At 43.7% G+C, this 25,117-nt stretch carries 15 protein-coding genes; 4 read left to right on the top strand and 11 right to left on the bottom strand.

The features are described from left to right. Positions 1-68: 68 nt before the first annotated feature. The 8 genes from ONB37_03830 to ONB37_03795 form a co-directional block, all read right to left on the bottom strand. Entirely contained in the window at positions 69-1,886 is a 1,818-nt protein-coding gene (locus ONB37_03830; protein ID MDZ7399278.1) for a hypothetical protein, read from the bottom strand. Positions 1,887-2,057: 171 nt separating this feature from the next. After that, positions 2,058-4,871, bottom strand: a complete 2,814-nt coding sequence (locus ONB37_03825; protein ID MDZ7399277.1) for a TonB-dependent receptor — start codon at positions 4,869-4,871, stop codon at positions 2,058-2,060. Between the two features lie 141 nt (positions 4,872-5,012). Beyond that, positions 5,013-6,398 carry a hypothetical protein gene (locus ONB37_03820; GenBank protein MDZ7399276.1) on the bottom strand — a complete coding sequence of 462 codons (1,386 nt, stop codon included), beginning with the start codon at positions 6,396-6,398 and terminating at the stop codon, positions 5,013-5,015. An 88-nt stretch (positions 6,399-6,486) separates the two neighbouring features. Next, positions 6,487-7,098: a hypothetical protein gene (locus ONB37_03815; protein ID MDZ7399275.1), complete on the bottom strand. Its 612-nt coding sequence runs from the start codon at positions 7,096-7,098 to the stop codon at positions 6,487-6,489. A 402-nt stretch (positions 7,099-7,500) separates the two neighbouring features. Further along, positions 7,501-9,588 carry a T9SS type A sorting domain-containing protein gene (locus tag ONB37_03810; protein ID MDZ7399274.1) on the bottom strand — a complete coding sequence of 696 codons (2,088 nt, stop codon included), beginning with the start codon at positions 9,586-9,588 and terminating at the stop codon, positions 7,501-7,503. Between the two features lie 559 nt (positions 9,589-10,147). After that, the gene (locus ONB37_03805) at positions 10,148-11,011 is read right to left on the bottom strand and encodes a hypothetical protein (protein ID MDZ7399273.1); all 864 of its coding nucleotides are present in this window, start codon (positions 11,009-11,011) and stop codon (positions 10,148-10,150) included. Between the two features lie 197 nt (positions 11,012-11,208). After that, positions 11,209-13,254: a M1 family metallopeptidase gene (locus ONB37_03800; GenBank protein MDZ7399272.1), complete on the bottom strand. Its 2,046-nt coding sequence runs from the start codon at positions 13,252-13,254 to the stop codon at positions 11,209-11,211. Between the two features lie 55 nt (positions 13,255-13,309). Then, a complete protein-coding gene (locus ONB37_03795) occupies positions 13,310-14,875 on the bottom strand; it encodes a M20/M25/M40 family metallo-hydrolase (protein MDZ7399271.1) in 1,566 nt (521 codons plus the stop codon). Between the two features lie 693 nt (positions 14,876-15,568). Here ONB37_03795 and ONB37_03790 point away from each other — a divergent pair. Further along, positions 15,569-17,242, top strand: coding sequence for a D-aminoacylase (locus ONB37_03790; GenBank protein ID MDZ7399270.1), 1,674 nt, complete (start codon positions 15,569-15,571; stop codon positions 17,240-17,242). A 280-nt stretch (positions 17,243-17,522) separates the two neighbouring features. Then, on the top strand, positions 17,523-17,870 hold the full coding sequence (locus ONB37_03785; protein MDZ7399269.1) for a cupin domain-containing protein: 348 nt from the start codon (positions 17,523-17,525) through the stop codon (positions 17,868-17,870). Positions 17,871-17,920: 50 nt separating this feature from the next. Here ONB37_03785 and ONB37_03780 read toward each other — a convergent pair whose 3' ends face one another. Together ONB37_03780 and ONB37_03775 are read right to left on the bottom strand one after the other, a co-directional pair. Next, positions 17,921-18,724, bottom strand: coding sequence for a 1-acyl-sn-glycerol-3-phosphate acyltransferase (locus ONB37_03780; protein MDZ7399268.1), 804 nt, complete (start codon positions 18,722-18,724; stop codon positions 17,921-17,923). Between the two features lie 105 nt (positions 18,725-18,829). Then, complete coding sequence (locus ONB37_03775; protein ID MDZ7399267.1) at positions 18,830-19,636, bottom strand: GNAT family N-acetyltransferase; 807 nt, start codon at positions 19,634-19,636, stop codon at positions 18,830-18,832. A gap of 643 nt (positions 19,637-20,279) precedes the next feature. Here ONB37_03775 and ONB37_03770 point away from each other — a divergent pair. Next, complete coding sequence (locus tag ONB37_03770) at positions 20,280-22,331, top strand: hypothetical protein (protein ID MDZ7399266.1); 2,052 nt, start codon at positions 20,280-20,282, stop codon at positions 22,329-22,331. A gap of 1,169 nt (positions 22,332-23,500) precedes the next feature. On the opposite strand, the gene ONB37_03765 is transcribed toward ONB37_03770, so the two are convergent. Next, positions 23,501-23,686 carry a hypothetical protein gene (locus ONB37_03765; GenBank protein ID MDZ7399265.1) on the bottom strand — a complete coding sequence of 62 codons (186 nt, stop codon included), beginning with the start codon at positions 23,684-23,686 and terminating at the stop codon, positions 23,501-23,503. 324 nt (positions 23,687-24,010) lie between these two features. Between ONB37_03765 and plsX the strand changes: the two genes are divergently transcribed. Next, positions 24,011-25,057: a phosphate acyltransferase PlsX gene (gene plsX / locus ONB37_03760; GenBank protein MDZ7399264.1), complete on the top strand. Its 1,047-nt coding sequence runs from the start codon at positions 24,011-24,013 to the stop codon at positions 25,055-25,057. The last annotated feature ends 60 nt before the right edge of the window (positions 25,058-25,117 follow it).

Here is a 25,117-nt window from a genome sequence, read left to right as displayed (position 1 = left end):
ATGCTTTGTATTTTGTATTGAAGATAAGTTGATAGCAGGTAGACGGCTCCAATTGCATGTTCAAATGATCATTTTATTAGAACGAATTTCCCTACTTGAATATTGCCAGTTCTTTTATCTTTGACACTAAACAGATAAATGCCGCTCGAAATGGCCTGCCCCACGAAAGAGGTGAGATTCCAATCTTCATATCCCTGAGCAGGATTATCATGCTCGATCGAATAAACAAAGTCGCCGGCAAGAGTATAGATTTTAATTTCGCATTGGGTTGGCAAATTGATGAATTGCACGCGGCGGTCTTGCTCCATCCAGCGATCGCGCGATCCAGCCGCTTTTTCCCAAGGCGGATTGTAAGAGTGATAAGCAATATCACCTCGATAGGGATTGGGGACCACTGCAACAGAACCCACCGTCTCAGGAGGTTCTGTCCCTGGAACAGCCCGTTTTGCATTAGCATTAATACTGGATTCCTGCGATGGGAATTTAATCACCGCATCTGGTTTGGAGAACGCCGTCACCGAATAATAATATTCCAGATTGTTGAGCAGGCCGACATCCACATATTCGTAACTGAGTCCAGTATTTTGAAAAAATTCGTTATCGGGCACGTCAAATTCTGCCAACAAGGTCCAAGGGCCAGTGATGCTCACGGTGCTTTTGTAAATGCGATAGCCTTCAAACGGCTGAGCTATGCTATCAGCACGATAGGGATCGCGGTATTGCTCTGGATCGACATCCCCAGGCAGCGGCTTCCAGCGCAAAATCACTTGTTTGTTGCGGGTCTCGATCCGAAGCGGTGGCGCTGGCGGCGGAGAAGGTACATGAAAATTCTGTCCGATCAACCATTCCAGATAGTCAGCGTTCCGCAAAACGCCATTTAGTCCTTCACCCAGGATCAAACCGACCATAAGGTGCAGCGTATCGCCAACCGAGACCGAGTAAGGCCCTTTGGTGACCATGGATTTTGTCCCATCCATGGTACTAGATTGCGGCTGCATAATGGTGCCAGCAGTCATTTGCTTGTAGCGATCTTGATCGCGCGCTGGCAAGCCCTCCATTCGGCCATTGTACCAGATATAAGTGAGGCGAAGCGGATCGGGCGATGGCGGCGGCAGCACTTTGAGCGCTATCGGGCTGAACGCCGTCCCATCTTCGCCCCCTGGGATATCCACTGTCACGGAAAGCATTTTTTCTTCAATGAAGAACGACTCATCATCCAGCCCATGGGCATCTGTTAGCCCATAGCCGACGTTGCCATTCATCCAACTCGTGAGATAAACTTGCTTCAGATCAAATCGTGTCGGAATAATATGATATTGAAAAACGATAAACTGATCCAGTGGATTAGCGCTCCAAGCATAGCTCGTTTGAATCACGTCAAGATAGAGTGGCCGATGACCACCGACCCGCAAGCTGGGTGGACCATAATCGCTATAACGGCACACGAAATCCTGATCTGATACGCCGACATATTTTGGCCAGTACGGAATATCAACCGTGTCCCCGCGGTTCACCACCCAGATGCTATCCCACGATGCGCTTGATGGATAAAACTCCTGCGGAGATGATTCGCCATAGGTGACCGACACCAAAGTATCACCACCGACAATCGCCCCAATCCAGATGCCAGCTTCTGTGAGATGCTCCTCGCGACTTCCTGGCGGGAACTCACAATTGATCAGCCCTTTGTAATCGAAGCGGGTGTCGCCTTTGGCACTCAAACCACCGATGTTGGTCACCACGACTCGGACCTTCCCGACATTGTGCATTTTCCAATCGAGCGTGGTGAGCTGGGCAAATAAGGATTGAGCCAGCGCGAAATGAACTATAAATGAAAGATATTTCACCATGCACGTTAAGAAAAAATCTTTACAACTCTTGTTCAATTTTTTAGCTCAGAATTGGTCGTCCTCACCAACGCATAATTAGAGGAGCTCCAATCCGCCAGCTTGAAATCATACTTTCCTGATAAACATCTTTTGCTTGCAGAATTACCGCGACATAAAAATACGCAGCTAAAAGAACCACATCATCCGAGAACAAGCAATGATAATCAGTTAAAAATCAATCCTCATTCCCAGCTTTGCATATCGCCCTGTCGAAAATTGGCGTGGATCCATGAGACGGTACATGGTATACCAATCGTAATACTGGGTGGTCGGTGAAATCACGTCCCCGTATCGATACGGTTTCCCGGTCCACACATTAAAGCCATAGTAAATTTGCACGTTCTTCTGATTGAAGATGTTGAAAATATCCGCAAAAAGGGATAGTTTCATTCCGACGATGTTAAAAGACTTGCTGATCTTCACATCAGTGCTACTGGTTGATGGGCTGATTTTGGAATTTTCCTTTTTCTGCGCTTCAACTGGGTCTGTCGTCCCAGGAGTATACGGCTGTCCAGTAGAGAACCGAGATAACACCGTGATGTTCCAATCCGATGGTAATCTCAGCCCGAAAAGTTTCAACTGTTTCTTCTGCGGCACGTCGATCGACCCTTGGAAGATGATCTGATGTCGAATGTCCCAATCGAGCGGCCGCTCGCGAATGGGCAACGGGAAATCGTTGATGGAGCGGATGTAATTCTCGAAGGCTGAAGAGGAATATCCATTTGCCCATTGGACCGTATAGGTCAGTTTGCCTGAAGTATATTTTGAATATCGTTTCCGCAGCTCAAACTCCAGTCCCCGCGCGCGACCATAACCCTTATTATCATGCAAATAAACTGGCAGACCCAAGGCTGCCCGCAGATAAGTGGTCTCCACCTGTTTCGAAATATCTTTGGTATAGCTTTTAATGTCGATGGCCCAATCTTTGGCTAATTGTCGCGTCAGGCCAAATTCGTAAAGGATGGTCTGCTCATATGTTAAATGGGGGTTGCCAGTGAACGAACCAGAATAGGGGTCACGATAGAAATATTGCAGCTCTGGCAATTGATTGAAATGTCCATAGGAGAAAAAGACCACCATTTCGGCTGAAATGGGGAAGGAAATACCGAACCGTGGACTGAGTTTATATTTGAAGCGCCCCCAATTCGGCTCCAGCCCAGTAGCGGCCTTCCAAGCCTCTTTCCATTCCTTTTTCATCACCGATTCGCCGGGCATAAACCAATCGAACCGCAAACCAGCATTAATGATCAGGCTCTCTTTCTCGAATTTATCCTGAATGTAGCTGCCGCCGATGATCGGATAGGCATTGAACACCCATCGGTTCTGCCCGAATTCTGGAAATGGTCCTGGCGGTGGGGCAAAATAATCGTATTGATGATATTTATACTCGCCATAATTGGAGAGTTTCACCCCACCATCTTGAATATCGATGTACTGAATGTCGTTATATTTTACTTCAATGCCAGTTTTGATCAAGTGCTCTTTATGGATTTGGGAGGTTAGATCGCCTTTGAAAGTAAAGGTCTTAGTATCGTCATCTCGCCAAATATTTTCATAACCGCGGTTATCGTAGAACTGTGTCAATGGGTCACTTTGAGGAACACTGATGCTGGTCTTGAACGAATCGGGCGGCTCATTGAAAGTTCGGTTGAAGGTCTCATAATCATACGCTTGGCCATTCTTATAAAATGTCCAGAAATCAGATGGTTTTTTTCCGTCTAACGAGCCCCGATACTTTACTGCCAGGTAGCCAAAATTTAAATTATAGAAAGTCGATTTCGATAATACATGGTTGATTCGTAGGTTCAAATTGCCATTATCCCGCTTGTAAGTAGCGGTGTGATCGGGATAATTTTTCCACATCCAATCGAATTGGCTCCAGCGTTTCCATGATCCATGAAATCCGAAGGCCACTTCGATATTGTCAGTTACCCCCCAGTTCAATTTGGCGTTCAGATTGCCGGTATTATCTTGCTTTTCTTTAAATTTGAGCCCTAACACGGAAATCTGATCGCGGGTGCGATGGTTATTGTAAGGGGTATTGGTCAAGTCGGTATTGCCAGAAATAAAGAAGTTCAGTTTTCCTGGAAAATTGATCCCGATTTTGGGGAGCAAATATCGGGTAACAGCTTCTGGTCCCCCCACATAGAACGAAGTATATTGGGTATCATAGATTTCTCCAAGCACGCCCATGCGATCGGTTTTGTACTCAATTCCACCATTGAAGTTTTCGCCGCCAGAACGCGTGGTGATATTGACCACCCCGGATTGAGCCTGTCCATATTCTGCGTTGAACGCGCCAGTGATAAGCTCCATCTCCTGCACATCCACGACGTTCAGATCGAGCACGCTTCGGCCGCCATAAATGGGATGGGTCACTGGCATCCCATCGACCATGAACAAAATTTCTCCGCCTCGTCCGCCGCGCACATGGACGTCTTTCACGCTTTCATCTCGGACCTGCAAACGGGTTCCATCGGCCAGATTAAATGCTTGTGGCGCTGAAGAAATGAGAGCGCCCCCTTGCAATTTAAAAATATCTACGGTCTGGTCCATTCCAGGCGTAGTAAGAATCTCTTGTTCCGACACGGTGCGACGGGTTGCAGTGATGTCGTGCTGCACTAATTCTTGCTCGGCCGTCACCATGAGCGTTGGAAATTCGATCACGTTGGATTCTAACTCGAAATTGACCTTGGTGGTTAAATCCACATGAACCGCTACGTTGGTGATGGTCTTAGTATGGTAGCCCATATAGCGCGCTTCAATGTCGTACTTGCCTGGGGGAACGCGGATGATGAAGTAATTGCCCTGCATATCCGAAGTAGAGCCAAGATTCGTGCCTTTAACGATGATGTTGGCTCCCACCAGCGGCGCCCCGGTCTCTTTATCTTTGACGAACCCAGCAATTTTGCCAGTATTCCCTGCAAACAAGCAGATACTCCATAGCAATAAAATGAAACAAACGATTGTTCTTTTCACCATTTTCACTGCAGTCGCTCCTTGTAAAATTAAAATCTTCTTGGCTGAGCCAGCCAGAACGCTTATGATGAGCTTTGCTCAACATCAATTAGCAATGACTGTTTCGCGTGGATGTCATCGCTTGATGTTAGAATCGAAGCCACTTCAGTAACCGAGGCTCTGAAGAATTTCCTTGGCGAGCGTTTTGGCATCCCCTTTTTCGATGAAAAAGATCGGGAAACCGAATACGACGGCATCGAACACTGTTCCATAATAGCGCAACCCGCACGGTCGACCGCGGTACTGAACGAATGGACTGTTATCTTCATTGTTATAGGTATAAATGACATCAGTGAATCCAGCGCGAGATGGGATGATATTAATCTGAGCAAGCTTTCCGTAATATGGAAAGGCATTCGCTAATTTCGCTGAGTCCACTCGGATGGTGGTAAAAGTGCCAATCCCCTTCGCACCAATAAAATCCGGCGCTGAAGAAGTTTCATCGGCAATATTAATATGCAAATAGTCGTGAATAAAAGTCCCTTCGGCAAATGCCTGGGGGAACGGCGCTAATGGGGCAAAGGATTTTAGGATCCGCCACCCGCTCATGATCATATCGCCTCCCACATTGAGATAATCCATGATCTCCCGAATATGATTTGGCAATTTATGATGTGCCGTACTGGCGCTATAGCAATTGTCCGCGTGCCAGATGATCATCTGATAATGAGCAAGGGTGTCTTTTGGCGGGAAACCTCTTTTGGTGTAATCCCACTCATATGGAGAACCAAATAGTTCAGCATAGAAATTGTCAACATCTTCATCTGTGGCAACGACACCAAATGGAAAATCTTTTTCAATCGTTTCATCAATGATCAGGATTCGTCGATCGAAAATCGGTTGAATCAATCGAACGATGGCAGAATCCCCAACCGGATCGATCAAGTTGGTGTTGTCCCGAGAAGTGACACGGATCGTATGTTTGCCGTTTAGAGGAATAAAATTATCTGGCGTGATGAACAAGGTGGTGTCCTTGGTCCAATGCCACGGTCCCCGATCTACCGCCCACGCATATTCCACCACTTCGCCCTGAAAATCTTTATCCTCGGCTGTAAATGTGATCTGTACGCCAGACCACCAGTCCGTTGTATGATCGATCGCAAAAAAGACCTGATTATTCGTGGGTGAGATGAGCGTTGTGATGGGAAAGGTCGTTTTATATGTGTAGAACCGCTTTTCTGCTGGAGTTGGATCGACATCTCCTTTGTTATCAACGGCTCGAACCTGAAAGATTTGATAGTTCAAATCATCACTGGATTCAAAGGCGATCGTCAGGCTCGTTTTATCCGTCGATTTCCATGGCTGGACCAATGAGTCTCCCACGTAAACATGATGAGTGATATAGCGATACTCATAGGCCGTGATATAGCCATCATCGTCTTCGCCGTCCCAATGTAGCGTTACCAACGCGAATATGGTATCATTGGGTACTGGAATATTGGCCAGCGTGGTGTTAGGCGGCATGTTGGGATAAGCTGGATTGGTCTGCATGCGACAGCGATATCCCAAACAAATGACCAATGACAAAAAAAGAACCCCAAATGATCTGAGTATTGCTTTCATTTGATCCCTTAAGATTTTATCTATAGTGATTAATTTCGACAATTTTCAATTCCGGGATAAATTGGTAAGAATCACGATATCTCTTCACCGACTTGAAAGGACTGATTTGAACTTTAATTTCGGTGACTTCGTTTTCTTTCACTGTGAAAACCTGTTCGAGCTTTCGAATTGGATTATCGCCTACTGGCAATTTTACTGGGATCTCCAGATAACCAATTTTAACCTGATTGCTATTCAGTCCGAACTGTAAACTTGTGTAATCACCCGGCGGCACATAAGAATCGAAAATGGTAAATTCCTGATAGCGACCTTCCTTCCGTTCGATAATGTTGTAGGTCACGTCCTCCTGGCGATAGCTCATTTTGTCTTTATAGAGAAAAGCGAATTTTTCCCCAGAAAAGACTTTGCCTTGAAATACTGTCACTCCAAAGTAATCCGAACTCGATACCGTGAAAGTCTTGCTCAGAATCACGATCTGTGTATCAGCAGGATCAGAATATAAAATCACTTTTAAGACGCCAGGATCGGGCGAAGTTTGGATGTCGGTAGCGCATTTCGATAGCAAAATTACCGCCAGCAATAATAGCCCGAACGATAACCCATGGGTGAAGCCAGTTGTTAACTTCATTCGTTAATCCCTTGCTTGGAAAATAATCTCGTTTCTTTTCTCTGACCCCCTATTTTAATATGGTCAGATTTATAGATTTTCAGCCAACCCTGAACCATAATGGCAGCAGTGGTGGTTCTGTTTGGTTTGCCTCGACATTGTGAAGCATCCGATAAAATGTCAATCAAAATATTTCCCAAAAAAGTTGTCCAATTTTTGACTTTTTGTCGCCTATCTGCCTTACGATTCTTGTCAGAATAGGCCTCAGAAAATCACCAATCTCTGGTTCTTAAAATTACTCGTCTCCGAAATATTTCTTGAACCACAGGATCAAAATCTCTTTGTGAGAGGCGTTTTGAAAAAAATATTATAGCAGACCTCAGAGGGTCATTTTGCCTCTGAGGTCTGCCACCATCAAAATGGCTATTTAATCAGCACCATTTTTCGGACCTGTGAGTAATTTCTCGCCTGCAATCGATACAAATATACACCGGTAGCCACTTTGACACCGCTTTCGTCAGTTCCATCCCAATAAACAGAGTAAACGCCGGGCTGCACTTGCTTATCGATCAGCGTTTTGACTTTGCGGCCTAGCATATCGTAAATCACTAGGCTTACCTTTTCGGTTTTTGGAACTGAGAAGATAATCTCTGTAACTGGGTTGAATGGGTTCGGGTAGTTTTGCTCAAGAGCGAATTCCTTCGGCAATTCTACACCGCCCTTTTCCCGAATGCCGGTGGTTAACCCAGCGGCTGGGTAGTTGTAGAGCTTGAAGCCATCGATCAGGCCTTTGTAGGTCCGTTTCTCCCAACCAGCTACGCTGATGTTATGGGCATTGCCAATGCGGAGTGGCGCCATCGGCGTGATCGGCGGGCTGACCACCTTGCTGCCCTTCTTGTCGATCACCCGTCCTGTCTTATCGCTCAACTGGAACACCGCACTGTCTTTCGACACCTCATAGATCACGTGATACCAGCGGCCCACCTTCACCAGGCTGTCCAACACAATGGCATTGTTGCCACCCGCCTGCTGCTCAAACCGAGCACTGATTATCCCTGTGTTGCTCTCAAACCGAATCGCGTAATTCATCGCACCCCAGTTATCCCAGGTGAGCGGCCGAATGATCATTCGCGTGTATTCCACCAGCGTATCTGGCTTCATCCAGAAGTCCAACGTGAACTCGCTGCTGGACAAGAACGGCGAATCGATCTCCAAACGGGTGGTATCGCCTGGCAGATACAACGACTTGCTGCCCACCACCGCATCGTCGGAATAGCTCGGCGTGCCAACCACTTTCACCGGGTTCTTGTAAGCCGACCCATCCTTGGGCACCCCAGAACCCTCTTCAAAATCCAACGACAACGTCATGGTGTTGGCCTCGAACACCGCAAAGGTGAAATAGCTGGGATTGACCGGCGCTTCGGCACTGGCCGGATTGGTGGTCCGATACCCAGCATTGTCCTTGGCCGACACATAATAACGAATGATGCTGCCCAACGGCTGACCAGGGATCACTCCCTTATACAAGTTCTCCCCAATCGCCGTCATCGGAACCTCTAACCAGCCCGCTCCCAAATTGTAATGCAGCTTCGCCTCGGTGATCGTCCCTGCCGCGCCAATCTTCAAAATCTTGGCCTGAACCTCATACGAACTCACCGTCGACGGCTGATTCGGCAACGCTGTCACATCGGTAATGGCTGGCGGTATCTCAAAATTGCGCACCACATCGCTGATGCGAATCTCGTCCACAAATCCATCCAACCACGAATCATTGCTCGGCGAGGCGATCTTCTTGGAACCTGCCCAACCAATATGCACATCCTGCGACGTGGTATTGGGCGGATCAGCCAACGCTGGATCATAACCCCGCGCCTGAAAATCAATCAACTTCTTCTGATCATCATGCACCATCTGGATGATCAGCTTGTTCTTGGTATCCCGAATGAACGTCAAATGCACCCAACGGCCCGGAGCAAACACATTGTTGGCCGAACTGTTGGAAATGAAACTGTCATACTTCTTGCAATAATAGCCCGTGTGGAACAACCGATTGTCCCCCCACATCTCCACCCAGTAGTTGGGATGCCAGAACACATCATCGCCCGGTTTGATGATCAACCGCGGCACCCAACGCCATTCGCCCGCCACATCCCCAAAGGTGAAAATGTTGAGCCAACCCTCGATCGTCCAGTCACCCGTTAAATCCAAATTGTCATTATCGGCAACCGTCACATACGAGGAATCCGTGATTGAACCATTGTCCAATCGCAAACATTGCCCTAACCCCAACGCCGTATTGGGAATGAAATAATACTTCCCATGCGGCTCCGCATCCGCCGACATCGGCGACTCATTCTTGAAATTCCCATCAAAATGCAATAATAACCGTGTGTGCTGGTCCACAGTATAAGGACCTCCGATCGGCTCTTGAGCGTTGAGATGGGCACCAATCATGATGAAACTAACAACAGCGATCGCTAAAGCTAATTTTGTTGGTAACGTCTGTTTCATTATGACAGCCTCCCTGTGTTGATTCTACAACTATAAGTAATTTGAACATCGCGAGAAACTATCTAAACTTGTTTGACAATCACCTCCATTCTCAGATTGGTTAACGGTTACATATTCCAGGGGTAATCTAAAAGCAAAATCATTAACGTTGCGCGTATCGGAATGAAGATTTTGAAGTCTATCCGTGATAGTTTTTTGCATGAGTAATAAATTGAGTATTGGATGGGTTTGGTAAAGAAAAAAAGAGGGGTGGAGAGAATCAAAGTCAAAAAGGAGATAATGGTAAAACTTAACACCCCTAATCGGTACAAGCTTGACCGAACAAGAATAAAAAGCTGATTCAATCAACAATTTCATGTGGCCTGCAAGTTCAAAACATATTGCATCTCAGAAGCTTCAATTTAAACTTTGTTAATATAGCAAAAGACAATTATATTGTCAAGCGGATTTTTTAATATTTTTTATTATTAGATTTTGATTTGAAATGATGGGATTTCATGGGTCTAATGAGCCTTTACATTGATCGTAAAGCAATTCAGATGTAATAATGTCGGATCTGTCAATTGATCGAAATAGTTTGATACAATTTTACCTCACCAGCATAAAGGGTCAGCCTTAAAATCATTCTCGCTGCCAAATAAAATTGTTGCCAAAAAAATAGCAATAAAATGATGATGCTATTTGGGCTGTGCAGAAGATCTGCAATTGGATTGTAAAGGATCAAGCAGATGATGCCAATTAGAAAAAGAAGCGATGCGAATCCAAACATGATCCAGAAATTAGTAGCGGCAAACTTTAATGCCTGCACTAAAGAAGTTCTCATGCGCTTTTCATCTTTGCTCACTACATAAATTCTGGCATAATCCAGGAGCAGGAAAAATAGAATAAAGCTGAGATACCTTATCCCGACTTTGATCCATCCGCCCCAATAAACAACCGATTGATACGGATCGCTGCCGAACAGAATCCGCTGCAACCCATTCCAGATAAATTGCAAGCAGAACAGCGCGATGCCGAATGGGATGCTCCACAGTACCAGCCTTATGAATCGGCCGAAATATTTGGCGGCGTTACCCCAAAATTCGGCTGCGGAAAATTTTTCGCCCCTGATGAAAAGCGAGAATGCACCTCCAGAGAAAAATAGCATGATCAACCAATATCCGATGAGCAGTAATGGGAGCAGGATTAAATAGCTGGAAAGCAGATTCGGATTTTCTTTGATGAATTCAAACAGAAAATCCATGTCCAGTCGGCCTGCCAATTTTTCGCCCATCAGGCTATTGCCAACAAAATCGCGCAGCACGGAACGAAATGGTAACATTAAAATGGTTCCGAAGGCCAAATTCGTTAGGTAATAAAGAAGGATCAGGCGTTTATTCGCCCAAGCTTGGGCGAAACCAGTTTTCATCGCAGCGAAAATCATTTAGTCCACCTCGCAAGGAAATTTTTCAGGGGATTTTTTTGAATCTTATCCGATTCATTAGGATAAATCTTTCGATTGCAGCAAGAGTCGCAAGGATTGATGTTTAAGATAACTATAACTCGGTCAACAGGAATCGATTGGACGAGAAACCAATTCCCTCTGATTGAGGATTTCGCATGGAACCCAGCAATTCGCATTTATTGGTTCAAATTAAACCCGGTGAACGCGTTTAAAATTTCGGGCTGATCGAGCAGCAGTTGCATCCAGAACAAGAACCTGATGGCCAATTTGTTTACCCCTTTGGCATGAGATTCCACTGAACGGCTGTTATTGGTAAAATTGAGGTCTATAGGAATTTTCCGATCGGGATCGACTGTTGCAGAGACCAGTTTCCTTGGTTTTGTGTAGCGAAATTTTTTCCATAAATCTTTTCCATCCCAGTGCTCTCGAATTTTTTCTCCGTTTTCGAATACGATCTCAATTTCAACTGGGAATTGAAAATCTCCAAGTCGTCTTACATCAACCCCGCTGTAATAAAATTTGACTATACTTGTATCAACTGAATCAACTTCGGTGCTCAGCGAATCTTTGCGGATTTGAAAGGACTGATGGAGCTCGTTTGTAGAATCCTGGTCAGGAATTTTGAGCGTGAAGTCGTATCCCTCGTGTTTCTTTATCGGGCGGGTAAAAACCCGATCGACAGAATAGTCTAGTTCAGCAGTGCTAAACAACGCTTGATCGAAGAACCAGCTTAGATCTTGTCCCGAAATTTCATTGGCCACATGGATAAAATCTTCAGTTCGAGGATGTTTAAATTTCCAGCGTTCAAAATAGGTGCGCATAATTTTTTGCAACGTTTCCTTGCCCAAATAATTTTGCAGCGTTGTGAGCATCAGAGCTGGTTTTTGATATGAATTGACCCCATAGCTCCCACTCGAATAGAATTCCCATGATTTTTTCACGATCGGGTCAAGGTCGGGCGAATTGATATACTGAGCACGTTGCAATTGCAGATCGTTTATTTTAATGCCAAGAAAGTCGATCATGTCGCCAATTGGGCCGTAGTGGTCAGCAAGAATTTGGCTTTCGGAGTACGAATTGATGCCCTCATCCAGCCAAGGCTCTTCGAATTCGTTATTCGCTACAAGGTGGTACCAGAAATTATGGCCAAACTCGTGGATGATCACCATCTCAAGCATGCGCAATCCCTTCGGAAGGCCATAAAATGTCCCAGCCGTGATCAGGGTTGGATATTCCATGCCGCCTGAGGTCATGGCTTTGCGCCGAGGATCAACGATGGTCAAATTGGGATATGGGTAATCGCCGTACCAGTTTTGGAAATATTCGATGGCGACTTTGGCCGCATCGAGATGGCGCTGGACTTGAGTATGATGGTCTGGTTGCAAGAGAACGCGGACATCCACATCGTGCACCTTGCCAGTGACTTCAATAAACTCTGGGCTGGTGGTCCAAGCGAAGTCGTGCACATCCTCAGCATGATAATAGTGCGTTGCAGTTCCATCTCCATTGGGTTTCACTTCGATTTCCACACCAGTTGCCCCGACCACATTTTTTTCAGGAACAGTGATACGAACATCATAGACGCCATAATCGGCAAAAAATTCTGAATGCCGATGATACTGATGACAGTTCCATTGACCATTGCTAAAAACTCCAATTTTGGGGAACCATTGGCTGATAAAAAAATATTCTTTTTCAGCTACAGAACGGACAGCGATTGGAGGTTGGGGAATTTTCCCTGCGAAGTCGATCGAGAGTTGAATTGATTGGTCTGGTAACAATGCCCAAGGAAGGGGCAGGCGCGCGACAGTGCGATCATGCATATTGTCGTCGTCGGGTTGAATGAATTGCAAGGATGCTGTCAATACTTCACCAGTGGAAAGGGCAATGTGATTGATCTCAATATAACCCCAATCCTGTTCCTCAATATCCTTTTTGATCCCAGATTCGATCATAAAAGTCGATTGATTATTACGGAATGCATTCCAATAAAGATGGAACTGAAGCTCGGTGATCTTTTGGCCGGTTTTATTGAACCAAGTAAGTAGCTCCTTGCCAAAAATCATTTTTTTCTCGGGATCAAGTCGGACATCAATATCATAATTTGCAATCCGTGGACTCAGGGGCTTCTCAAAAATGATCGGCTGAGATTGCGCTTCATGAAAAATGGACGCGATCAGCCAAATAAGTAGAATTGGTCGCCATCCTTTCTTGAATTTCATGCTTCCCTCCAGATCTAAAAAAGCGATTCTCGTTTGAAGAATGCATTCGTCGTTGCTACCTGAATCTCACAAATTTTGGGCGCTCATCCCTGTTCGCTACTGTCCAGGCAGTGGAAAAAACCAATTGTCCAATTCTCGCCATTTTCTCTGGGATGATCTTCTCTGGATCATCCGATGGTTTATGAAGATCAGGCGTCTCCTTAGTGAAGTAAAATAACACTGGAATGTCTTTTCGATAAAAAGAATAATGGTCGCTCTGCATAAAATAGCGATCCTGATCATAATCCAACTTCAACCCAATCGACTGATTGCATTGCTCATTAATAGCTCTGAGCTCATCGCTGCTTTTTGAACCGACAATGGCCACTTCGTTGCTATCGTTGCGGCTAATCATATCCAAATTTAGCATGGCAACGATATTTTCAATCGGGAAAATTGGGTCAATTGTAAAATAGCGCGATCCAAATAATCCCTTCTCCTCACCTGCAAAGGTAATAAACAAAATGGATCTCCTCGGTTTTGCTTTGCTATGGGCAAATGCCTCAGCGACCTCAAGGACACCCGCAGTTCCTGAAGCATTATCATCAGCTCCATTGTAGATATTATCATTGCTGACCCCAACATGGTCGTAATGAGCCCCGATGATCACGATTTCATTTTTGAGCAGTGGATCTGTTCCTTCCAAAAAGCCAACTACGTTTTGTGTGGGAAATTTTTCAGCCTCAAGAGCGGTTTCCATGCTAATAAGTTTGTCAGGAATATCAAATGAGAACGGCTCAAGCGTTTCGTCGATACTTCGGTGAATTTGTTCATAGCTATAACCAGTGCCTTTCAATAAGTCATCCGCCAGATCTTTGCCAATGCGCATCGCGACGAGCTGGTTTTCAGACGCCTCTTCTAAAGTGAGCGGGATCGCATCTTCTGGTGCATTGCGCATCAAATTGGGCCAGGGATTCGGAGGCCGACGAAAACGATGCGTCGGCGTCGAAACCAAAAGCAAACCCACTGCTCCATGATCCTTAGCATTCTGAACTTTAATGAACAATTTACTATGATCAGTCTCTTTAACTCCATCAAACCGACTGGTCGAGTCCTTCTCTTGAGGTTCGTTGACAAACGCCAAGACAATCTTGCCGGTCGCATCGATATTTTGGTAATCATCATAATTGTACTCTGGGGCGGTGATCCCATACCCAGCGAAAACGAGCGGTCCAGTGACTTTTTTGTTCGCTGTCAGATGAAGCGGCACGAAGTCGTTTTTGATCTGATAGCTGGTATCCTTTCCAGCAATTATTAGCGTTAAGGTATTGGGAGAAGAAAGCCGCGTTTTCAGAACGTTGAAGCGTTGGAAAAAGGATTTTTCAGATCCAACTGATTTTAAGCCATAACTGGCAAATTCTCGAGCAATGTATGCAGCGCAGGAATCGAGTTCAGGGCTCGGAGTATTGCGCCCCTTCATGGCATCCGAGGCCAGGTAATACACGTGGGCTTTCATTTCTTCCGGGGTGATAGAGCGAAGGCCTTCGCTTGGAACCTGCTGGCCAATGAGATATGGAATGGGAAAGATCGTTAATAAAACTAGAGTCAAAATAGTGTATTTGGACAATATGAATTTCTGCATTTAAGCTCTCCTTTCCGAAATACTTTACCAGCACCAAGATTTGCCCCTCTTGCAAAGCTCGATGCTCGGATATTGGTCGATAATATAACCAGATATTCTCAGAATGTCAAAGAATTTCTTTTTCGCGATTGCAATTTTCATTTTAAATCCAAACAACAAAAGCATGGTTTGCCCAATCGAATGAATTCATAAGAAATTTGCCCTGCATACGTTCATCCCAATAGGAAGTTTCCAAAAAATTCATTCCGTCCAGATTAGATCTGTGAAATATGAAATATCTGATTATCCATTTTTCTCCCTGTCATTGAAAAAAAGATGATTTTGGGTTAAAGATCGCTTGACAATAATGAAAGGTTTTGATAATTTAATCTGGGAATTCAAAGCTTCTTCGGATGAGAAACACGGGTCATTACTAAGAAACATTAGAGGATCGAACGAAGTGAACCCCTATTCCATATAGAAGTTCCTTATCGAAAAGCATGAGATAGTTTCTGCTGCAGAATATGGAATTCAAATAACGTATGTCATTCCTGCGAATCCAGGAATCTCTTCGAAAGCTATTAACAGATAGAGCTACCTATCGGGCAACTGGTGAACAGCATGACATTCTTGCTTTTTAGGAACTTTGCAACAGATCTAATCAAGTATGGCACGTTTCGATATTTCGTGCAAGGTTAAAATAAGGAGCAGCAGATGGTCAAACAATTTTCGCGTCGGGACTTCATTAAAGCCTGTTCTTGTGCTGGATTCGGTCTGGTGCTTGGATGTTCGGTCCGAAATCGCTTTGATATGATAATCCGCAATGGGATGATTTTCGATGGAACGGGCTCGCCCGCGCTGAACGCTGATATTGCAATCAAGGGGAATAAAATTGCAGCGATCAATGATCTAAGTGCTGCGACGGCAGATTTTATAATTGATGCAACCGGAATGGTGGTATCCCCTGGCTTTATTGACATTCATACGCACACCGATATTGAATTGCTGGTCAATCCATACGCAGAGAGCAAAATCTTTCAAGGTGTCACCACCGAGGTCGCGGGAAATTGTGGGTACTCGCCCTTTCCTCTGAGTGAAGCTGATTTCAAGACGTTGGACCAGGGACTGGTGGAAAAATATGGCATTCATGCATCGTGGAACAATGCGGATCAATTTCTATCGACCCTGACACAACAAAAAATATCCATCAATTATGCCACTTTCACTGGACATGGCAATCTGCGAAGTTATGTCGTAGGAAAGAATGATGTGGCGCCGACTTCAGAGCAACTGGACTTAATGAAACGGCTATTGGCCGAATCCATGGATCAAGGTAGTTTTGGGCTTTCGACAGGGTTGGAATATGCACCAGGGAGCTACGCTAACACTGATGAACTGATCGAGTTATGCCGTGAGGTGTCTCGGCGAAATGGTATTTACGCCACCCATATCAGAAATGAAGATGATTTTGTTGAGGAGGCGGTTGAAGAGGCGCTAAAAATTTGCCGCAATGCAAAAGTCTCAACCGAGATTTCACATTTGAAGGCTTGCAACCCAAATAATTGGCATAAAGAAGAAATCTTATTGCGGAGGATCGAACAAGCATCTGGCGCTGGGATGCCGATCCATGCTGATCGCTACCCCTATATCGCTTATGGTACCGGCCTTTCGATTTTCTTGCCGCTTTGGTCCCGCCAAGGAGAGACTGAGGAAATAATCTCGCGATTGCAAGATAAAGCCCTATTGCCTGATATTAAATCCTATGTCGAAAGCCATGGGGCAAAAATTGGTGGTTGGGATCGGGTGATGATCAGCTCTTGTTTTTCAGAAAAGAACAGAATTTGGGAGGGGATGACGATTAAAGAATGTGCCGAGCACATTGGAAAAAAGCCGTTCGAATTTATCAGAGAAATTTTGATCGAAGAAAAAAATCGGGTGGACATCGTTGGATTTGCCATGAATGAGGAAAATCTCAAAAAAGTCCTATCCCATCCTTTGGTGATGATTGGGTCTGATGGGAATGCCATTTCCCCCACTGGGAAACTGGCAGAAGGGAAACCCCATCCGCGCTATTACGGAACATTTCCACGCGTTCTGGGGAAATACTGCCGGGAGGAAAATCTATTTGATCTTGCCACCGCAATTAAAAAAATGACCTCCATGCCAGCAGAGAAATTGGGTTTGAAAAAACGTGGGTATTTAAGAGAGGGATATTTCGCTGATATTACCATTTTCAATCCAGAAACTATTGTCGACACTGCTACATTTGTGAAGCCGCATCAGTTGCCTGTTGGAATCGAATATGTGATTGTGAATGGCAAAGTAACGATTAAAAACGGAAAACATACAGGAGAGCTGGCAGGGGAGATCCTGAGAAATTCCGCGTGATCCATCGCAGCAATTCAAGCAGGGGAGGGATCAAACTGCTTTTTTAAATAAGGCCCTGCAAATGGTGGGATGGGTGATTTTGACCAGCAAGAAGAGCAAAAGTGTCTGGTTCATGAATTGATTCCGTGAGATACAAAGATTTCTTTCTTTGCCATGCTCATCCCAGAGTGAGACAAAAATATTAATTTCTCATGACTCCGTAGAGCTCGATTGAAAAATTCAAAAAATATCGTTTATATCTGATTAGTGGATCGAAGGTTTTTCACTGAAAGGAACTTCTATGAAAATAATTTACTCCACAGATCTTGAGGCAACACCAATTAAAGATCCAAACGTCTCAGGTGTATCTCGACGAGTTCTCATTTCCGCCGAAGATCAAGCCCCAAATTTTACTATGCGGCTCTTTCATGTCGAGCCGGGCGGTTATACGTATCATCATTCTCATGATTTCGAGCATGAGATTTATATCCTTGAAGGTGAGGGAGAAGCGATAGGCAGCGGGGGAACAGTTTTATTCAAAGCAGGAGCTGCCATTTTTGTCGAGCCAAATGAGATCCATCAATTGCGAAATACCGGTAAAGGCACAATGAGCTTTCTGTGCCTGGTTCCAAATCGAGGACATCAATGATTGACCTATGGAACAGCAGACGTTCTGCTCCTACAAGCAAGAAATGGAATTTATTGTTCAGATTTCAAATATGCCTTTTCGATAATATCATGAGCTCGCTCTGCGAGCGCTTTTGCCTGTTCGATGACATTATTTTCATTAACTGGCTTTTCCAAAATAGGAGGATTAATGATAATTTCAACTTCGAAGCCACGCAAATTCAATACACCCCAAAAATGATCGATGAAGGTCATATCACTATGCCAAGTGACCAGATCACGATTTTGGGGCCCAAAAGGCTGTTTATTTACGGAAGCATAACGAATTGTAATTGGCAAAATCGGGGTTTTTGCCAAAATCGGCGAAGAAAAAATGCCTTTCTTGAATGGTAGAACGCCTGCACCATTGGAGGAAGTCCCCTCAGGGAAAACCTGGATAGTTAAGCCTTGCTCTAAATATTTGGCGATTTGCCCGATATATGGCTTATTTGCAGTGGGGCCTTTTTTGCTTCGGTCGACAAAAATCGAGCCAGCCAACCACGCCAATTGACCCAGTAAAGGCCAGTATTTTACCTCTTTTTTTGCAACGAATAGGCCTGGTTTTTTGCAACCAACCAAAATAATATCCAGGTAGCTCAGATGATTGGCAATCATGAAGTAATTTTGATTCGGATCAATTAGGTCCCCATTGATCAGCTTCACCCGAATTCCCAGCACCCAAACATTGAGGCTTGCCCAGATTTTGGTGAGAAAAATAACGATTTTTCGGTGCGCATATCGCCCAACAATTAATGCAATAGGTGCAAATAAAATTGCAATCACAAGAAAGATTAAATTCACTACCAAAAATCCAACCAAACGTACCAGCCGACGCATCTCGGATCCTTTTTTTTTTGCAATAAAGTTCAGTTCAAATTTTGTTTAAATTCATTGCCATTAATACCTGCATCCGGAACGGATAGCGGATTTTAAGCTATTAAATTATTGTTGCGATTCGTTCGTGCCAGTTTTGTAATGGTTCTGGTAGCGATCAGCGATTTTGTCAGTAGGGAGAAGAATAAAAAAATCTGTTGTCCCAAACTCTGCATCCAAGGCAGGCTCTCCACAGATAAAAGCTCCCGCGCGGAAATATCCTTTCAAAAGCGGTGGGATCTTCTTGAGCACATCCCTACATTCATCTGCTGGAAGGTCGTCCCGTAAGCCAGGGACCACACATTTTTCCACAGGTTTCACCCGAAATTCTTCAGGTGCAAAGTATTTTGATTTCAAATATGAGTAAATTTGGCTGACTTCATCTACATCATGTGTGTGTAAACTGCCGCAGCCGAACAAATATTTTGCATCGGCCATTTTCAAATATTTCGCGATCCCAGCCCAAAGCAAATTAATTACCACCCCAGAACGATAATCCTTATGCACGCATGAACGTCCCATCTCCAAGACTTCCACCGGAAGTTGCTTGAGATTCGTTAGGTCAAATTCTCCTTCTGAATAAAACCCCCCATTTTGATTAGCGATTGATTTCCGGAGCATTCGATAGGTGCCGACAATTCTGTTATTGTTTTTATCAATCGCAATCAGATGATCGGCATGCTCATCAAATTGATCCTGGTCCAGACCAGTTTCCCACGAGGAATCCAATCCTTCATTCATTTCGAGGTTGAAAACTTCAAAGCGCAAACGTTGAGCCCCTCGAACTTCTTCAGGGGTTTCTGCAATTTTTACCACGAAATCATTGGATTCAATGCTAAACCTTACGGGTGAAGCGATAGCGTTTTGTTCTGTCATCTTCGATATTCTCCTTTTGTCAATCATTCCAGCTTTTTAATTAGCCCCAATAATTAAATCCTCACTTATATGACCTTGCACGTAAATGTATAGGGTTTATTTATTATTTTCAAATTTTCAAAAGCTCTCTTTTTTGATCATTATGCGTACCTAAAAACTTTTTTCATAAAATTCAGAATGGTGGTGCATTTTGTGTGGTCATTATCTGTCGAACAATTGTCAATTTTTGGATAATAGTTTGTGGCTGAAATATTATTGTTCGATTAGATTAAGATCATTCATTTTTCTTGTTCAATTATGTGCAGCGTGGTTTCTAATTTGCATAAATAAGCTTAATTTGTCAAGGCTTTTATGTAATAAAAATGTAAATATTTTTTCTCTTGATTCTGAGTTTTTTAATTTGTATTTTCCGCCACTCATTTTTTAAGCGAATCATGAGAAAGAACTTTGTATAGCAAGCCAACCCGAACCATACTTAGCGCAAACTTGAAGAAGGATCAATATGAGGCATGACAAGGGAATTGATTTGAAGCATGAAACGAATTGGTCAGAAAATCAAATTCATTTGCAAAAACAGACGGAAATGAGTCGATCCAATGAAACTCAGCCATACTCAATCGAAACCTGTAAGAGGCTTTGGGAATTGGTTGAGTCAGCCAATTTAATTAAAAAATATCACAAGTCACGCTATGAGGTTGGCGATGTGGTAAGGCTCGATCTGGTGGGGGTATGTCCAGACATCAAATATCAGGCGATATTTAAAATAGAAAAGTTTGTCGGTGGCGGATTTGCAGGACAAGTTTATCGGGTCCAATTGCTCGAAGCGGATTTTGATCATCAAATGGGCACCGAGAAATTAGAGGTGGGGAAAAGCTATGCGATGAAAATATTAATTCCGCCATCACGATTTTCTGTTCTTTTCCGAAATTTTATTTATTGGTTGGGCTATCAAGGTCCTTTTTCCGCCCAAGTCAATTTCGCGGCGGCTCGCGTTGGGGTTTTATGGATAAAACTGATTCGACGAGCTGCCAAATTATATCTTGGCAGTGAAAGCGCAATCGTAAATAGCTTTGCAACATTTTTCGATGACAACTTTCAGAGCTACGGTGAGATTAATGAATGGGTGACAGGAAGAACTTGGAAGTTTGAAATAGATGATAAGATTTTTGAACGAAAAAAGTGGCGAAAGACTGAGTTCATCCCCAAAGACGGCTCAGTGAATTCCGTTGAATACCTAACCAAGAAAAAATTCATGGCAAAGCTGGTTCAAATGCTTCACGATATAGGGGCTCGCGAATTAGCGCGCCAATACGAGTGGGCGACTATGAAGAGCCAGCCAAATGTGCTTAAGCGCCATGACTCCGATGATGGTTATTATGACGGTTTAGTTGCGATCGATTTTAGAGCTGGATTGGCATTATTGCCATTCCTCCCAATGAGTCCCGCAGATGTTCGATTGATCATTCAAGGGATCTTTCGAGGCAATTTTGTTCAATTTGATCGGGGTGATCTCAATAAGCTCGCCAAGTTCATCGAAAAGTATCAAGATGAGTTCCATGATCTTAAGCCAGTGTACGAAGAACTTTTAATCAGAGAACCTGAGTATCGGGCCTCTCAGCCAGATATTTTTCATCAAGGATTTAAGCTGATTTTGAGAAAATCGCTTAGGCAATCAGTTAAGCAAGGCCTGATTTCTGGTTGGAAGTGCAAAGAATTGCTCGATGAGCAACGAGCGTCCAAAATTGCCCAATCATCACTCAGATTTTTTCTATTTTATATCGTAGGGGTTTTCCCAGTACTGGGAAACTTTTTCCGTCGCCTATGGGGTAATCGGCTTTACGCCCAGCATATCCGCCAAATTATCGCCAAATCAGGCTATTTTGCCAGAGTCATGCGTGCCAAGCAAGCCAATGCCTTGATCGATTGGTATCGCAGTGGCAGGGTAGAGGAGCAGCGAGCCTTTCGGCTGTTGGATAGACCAGTTCGCTTTTGGTTGCAATGGTTGTTCCTTAGCTGGTTGCCTCCCAAATGGCATCACTTTTTTACCGATGGAAAGTATGCATGGAATTCGATCAAATATGCGGTTACATATCCGATTCGTTTCTATCGGGATGCAGAATTTCGTGAAGCATGGTTGCTCCAGCAAGTGGAAGCTGGATACGAGGAAGGCATGCTTAGCGCTCAAGAAGCTGAGGGCATTCGAAACAATATCAAAGATGTATTTATTCAAAAATATTTAAAGTGCGTGGCGGTACACATAGCGACGTTGCCAATCACTCAGGTGGTTTCTGTTATTGCAGCCCTGTATGCGATGATTCGTTTCGGACAGACCTGGTCAGAAGGATTGCTTTACGCCGGAGCTATTTTAGCTGCGTTTCAGGCAACTCCTGTCTCTCCTGGCTCGTTGGTTCGTGGCAGCTACGTGCTATATTTGATGATCAAGGAACGGGACTTTAAAAATTATTGGATCGCTGCACTCATTTCTTTTTGGCACTACATCGGTTATTTGGGATTTCCTGTTCAGATGGTCGCTAAATTTCCAGCGCTTTCGCGGTTAATGGCAGGAAGATGGGCCACCAACATCGTTCATATTATTCCAGTTTTTGGAGAACGCGGTGCATTGCTCGAGCATTGGGTATTCGATTTGTTCTTTAATGTCCCAATTTCTCTTAGAAGATTATTCAATAAAAAATGATGAACCAAAAGAGATCCTTTGAGTAAAAGTATGGAACAAGGGCCAAGAAAAAATTTTTAAAAAATTTTTTTTGAGAAGTGGAACTTAAGAATCTTTTAAAAGTATAAGACATCGAAATTACAAAACAACATAGGATACCCTCCCAATAACACGGTCTAAATGACCAGGTGATAAATCTAAAGCGGTCAAGGTTATTCTGGGTTTTACCTCCTTTCTTCCCATTATAACTTTTGGCCGCTTTCCTTTTTTATACTCCTCTGAGATTCTGATTTTGAATACCAGGCAGACCTTTGCTCAGTGTGCAAATTACTGCCATGTGAGCGTCACTCCCGAGGATACATGAGTCTTTTTAATTCTGATGAATGCGCTATTAATGGATGCCTATGCGTCAAATGGCCTTTGGCGTCAACGTAATAGCACCCTAAGCGATCAATCGCCAGGCGAAAAACGGAAAGTCCTTTGATGATTTATTCAATATCGGTGCATTTATCGAAAGCAATCTTCTGCTCCGTCCGCTAACTGACACATGGAATATCAGAATGAGAACTTTTATTTATTTGCTTAGGTTGACGCTAAAACGCAACTTAAAGATCAAAATGGCTTCATTTCGTCCGTCAAATAGTTAGGCTGATGGGCATAATCACTAAGCAGATGGCATGATACAGATAACTAGCTAAGATTTTTTGGAGCTGGCATAACGCCGAAAAATGGAGAGTATGAGTTATCATTTGATTTGGAAGGCGATTGAAGTAGAATTTTCAAATCCACAAAAATTAATTTGCCATATTTCCAAATTCCTGGTGGCGAAATTTGTTAGCTAAAAAGAAAGAGAAATTTCGCCCCCCACTGGCACATAAAATCAGTGAGCAATTTCCGCTCAAGGGAACGATTGTCCACCAGTGAAAAGGCGATACCTGCTATGATGATTAAGCTTCATAAAGCGTTTAAGCTATTTGAATCATGGTTTGAGAAATTGTCTGTAATCAGTAGATCGTTAAAAGGCTATTTCAGTGATCAATCATTGAGATAAATATTGGATCGAAAATAGCGTTGTCAGCTAATCGATTGATTGATCTAAACCCAGGTGAATAGCTAAGCCCGTTAAATGCAGAAAATCCGGCTTGCGCAGACATAAAATTTTTTATTGTTTTTAAGATATCATTGAGCGATTATAAAGATTCGGAATCATCTTCCTTTGCTTCATCGATTTCGTCCAGATTTTCAGCAGGTGTTCTTTCATCTTTGATTTTCTCAATATAGCATTTCCAATGATAAGTAAAATTGCTGTGAACTGGGATGAAAGGTCGTCCTTTAATCTCCTTTTTGCAATAGTGGCAGATGGTCGTCTGTTCCATGTTCAGTACCTCCGAATGATATTCAAGTTTTGCTGATAGTTTTTGCAAGTTATTATACATTCCAAAATAATAAAGTTCCCTTTTTGGTTCATTTTGGTATGATGGAGACAAAATTTGTGCCAATGATTTGCTCCAATTTGGCTGTAGTCGATTCGATTTTAGACAATTCTTAATGGACAGCATTGATCTCTAAGAAGACCGAAATGACCAATTCGGCCTTGATAAAAAAAAACTTGACTTTGAATAAAAAATTATTAATATTTTGAGGCATTTCGATTGATTAATTGTACGAGTCTTGGAAAAAAAGAATTGATCGGAGTTGGAATGAATCGAATTATTGTGGACGCAATGGGAGGGGATAATGCTCCGGAAGAAATTATTAAAGGGGCGGCCCTTGCTTGTCGCGAAAGTCAAAGCCTTCATTGCATCGTAGTTGGGAATCAGCGACAGATAAGACCTCTGATCGAAGCGCAAGAGCTTGAGAGCCAAAGTTGGTCAATCATTCATGCTTCAGAAGTCATTTCTATGGATGACTCGCCCAAAGAAGCTGTTTCAGAAAAAGAACAAGCCTCAATCAATGTGGCAGCAAGACTCCTTAGAGATAACCATGGAGATGCGTTGGTGAGTGCGGGAAATACTGGTGCAACAATCTTGTCATGCTCCAAATATATTCCTCGGTTGCCAGGCATTGAACGGGCGGTACTGGCAGCTATCCTTCCAGTTGCGAAAAATAAAAAGAGCGATCCTGGAATTTCAATCTTGCTTGATGTGGGTGCGACCTTACATTGCAGTGTGAACCAATTACTCAGCTTTGCCATCATGGGGATTCAATATGCCCGAACTGTGATGGACATCGAAAATCCTCGGTTAGGTTTATTAAATATCGGGGAAGAAGCGACCAAGGGAAATGAAACACTCATTCAAACCAATCAGGAATTGCGCAGGAACCCTCAATTTAATTTTATAGGCAACATCGAAGGAAAAGATATCATGACCGGGATTGCTGATGTCATCGTAACAGAGGGGATGATCGGTAACATCGTTCTGAAGTGCCTTGAAGGGATGGCGGAGCTGACGGTAAAAACTGGGAAGAAGATGTGGAAAAAAAGCTTACTGTCCAGGCTGGGTCTGACTATGCTTGCGCCGATGCTAAAAAAGATCAAACGCCGAATGGATTACACGGAATACGGAGGTGCACCAATACTGGGCTTTGAAAAATTGGTTGTCAAAGCTCATGGGCGTTCAAAAGCCAAAGCGATAAAAAATGCGATTCTTTTCGCCGAAAAATCGATCGAGAACCAACTCGTCAAACATATTGAAGCTGCGATGAAAGAATTTTATCTCCAGCTTTTCGACCATGGTCAAAGATGATTCAGATGAATCAGCTTCGAAAAAGTATTAGAAGAGCTTTGACACAAAATATCGGGTAGG

It is taken from the genome of candidate division KSB1 bacterium (genome assembly GCA_034506395.1).
Classification (GTDB): Bacteria; Zhuqueibacterota; Zhuqueibacteria; order Thermofontimicrobiales; family Thermofontimicrobiaceae; genus Thermofontimicrobium.
Note: the sequence above shows the minus strand (reverse complement) of the source record. Positions and strands in the feature narration are given on the sequence as shown.

Excerpts from the sequence above, each read along its gene's own strand:
- ONB37_03805 (MDZ7399273.1), bottom strand. The coding sequence starts at position 11,011 with ATGATTTTCGCTGCGATGAAAACTGGTTTCGCCCAAGCTTGGGCGAAT.
- ONB37_03765 (MDZ7399265.1), bottom strand. The coding sequence starts at position 23,686 with ATGGAACAGACGACCATCTGCCACTATTGCAAAAAGGAGATTAAAGGA.
- ONB37_03810 (MDZ7399274.1), bottom strand. The coding sequence starts at position 9,588 with ATGAAACAGACGTTACCAACAAAATTAGCTTTAGCGATCGCTGTTGTT.
- ONB37_03815 (MDZ7399275.1), bottom strand. The coding sequence starts at position 7,098 with ATGAAGTTAACAACTGGCTTCACCCATGGGTTATCGTTCGGGCTATTA.
- ONB37_03775 (MDZ7399267.1), bottom strand. The coding sequence starts at position 19,636 with ATGACAGAACAAAACGCTATCGCTTCACCCGTAAGGTTTAGCATTGAA.
- ONB37_03790 (MDZ7399270.1), top strand. The coding sequence starts at position 15,569 with ATGGTCAAACAATTTTCGCGTCGGGACTTCATTAAAGCCTGTTCTTGT.
- ONB37_03800 (MDZ7399272.1), bottom strand. The coding sequence starts at position 13,254 with ATGAAATTCAAGAAAGGATGGCGACCAATTCTACTTATTTGGCTGATC.
- plsX (MDZ7399264.1), top strand. The coding sequence starts at position 24,011 with ATGAATCGAATTATTGTGGACGCAATGGGAGGGGATAATGCTCCGGAA.
- ONB37_03780 (MDZ7399268.1), bottom strand. The coding sequence starts at position 18,724 with ATGCGTCGGCTGGTACGTTTGGTTGGATTTTTGGTAGTGAATTTAATC.
- ONB37_03820 (MDZ7399276.1), bottom strand. The coding sequence starts at position 6,398 with ATGCAGACCAATCCAGCTTATCCCAACATGCCGCCTAACACCACGCTG.
- ONB37_03795 (MDZ7399271.1), bottom strand. The coding sequence starts at position 14,875 with ATGCAGAAATTCATATTGTCCAAATACACTATTTTGACTCTAGTTTTA.
- ONB37_03825 (MDZ7399277.1), bottom strand. The coding sequence starts at position 4,871 with ATGGTGAAAAGAACAATCGTTTGTTTCATTTTATTGCTATGGAGTATC.
- ONB37_03785 (MDZ7399269.1), top strand. The coding sequence starts at position 17,523 with ATGAAAATAATTTACTCCACAGATCTTGAGGCAACACCAATTAAAGAT.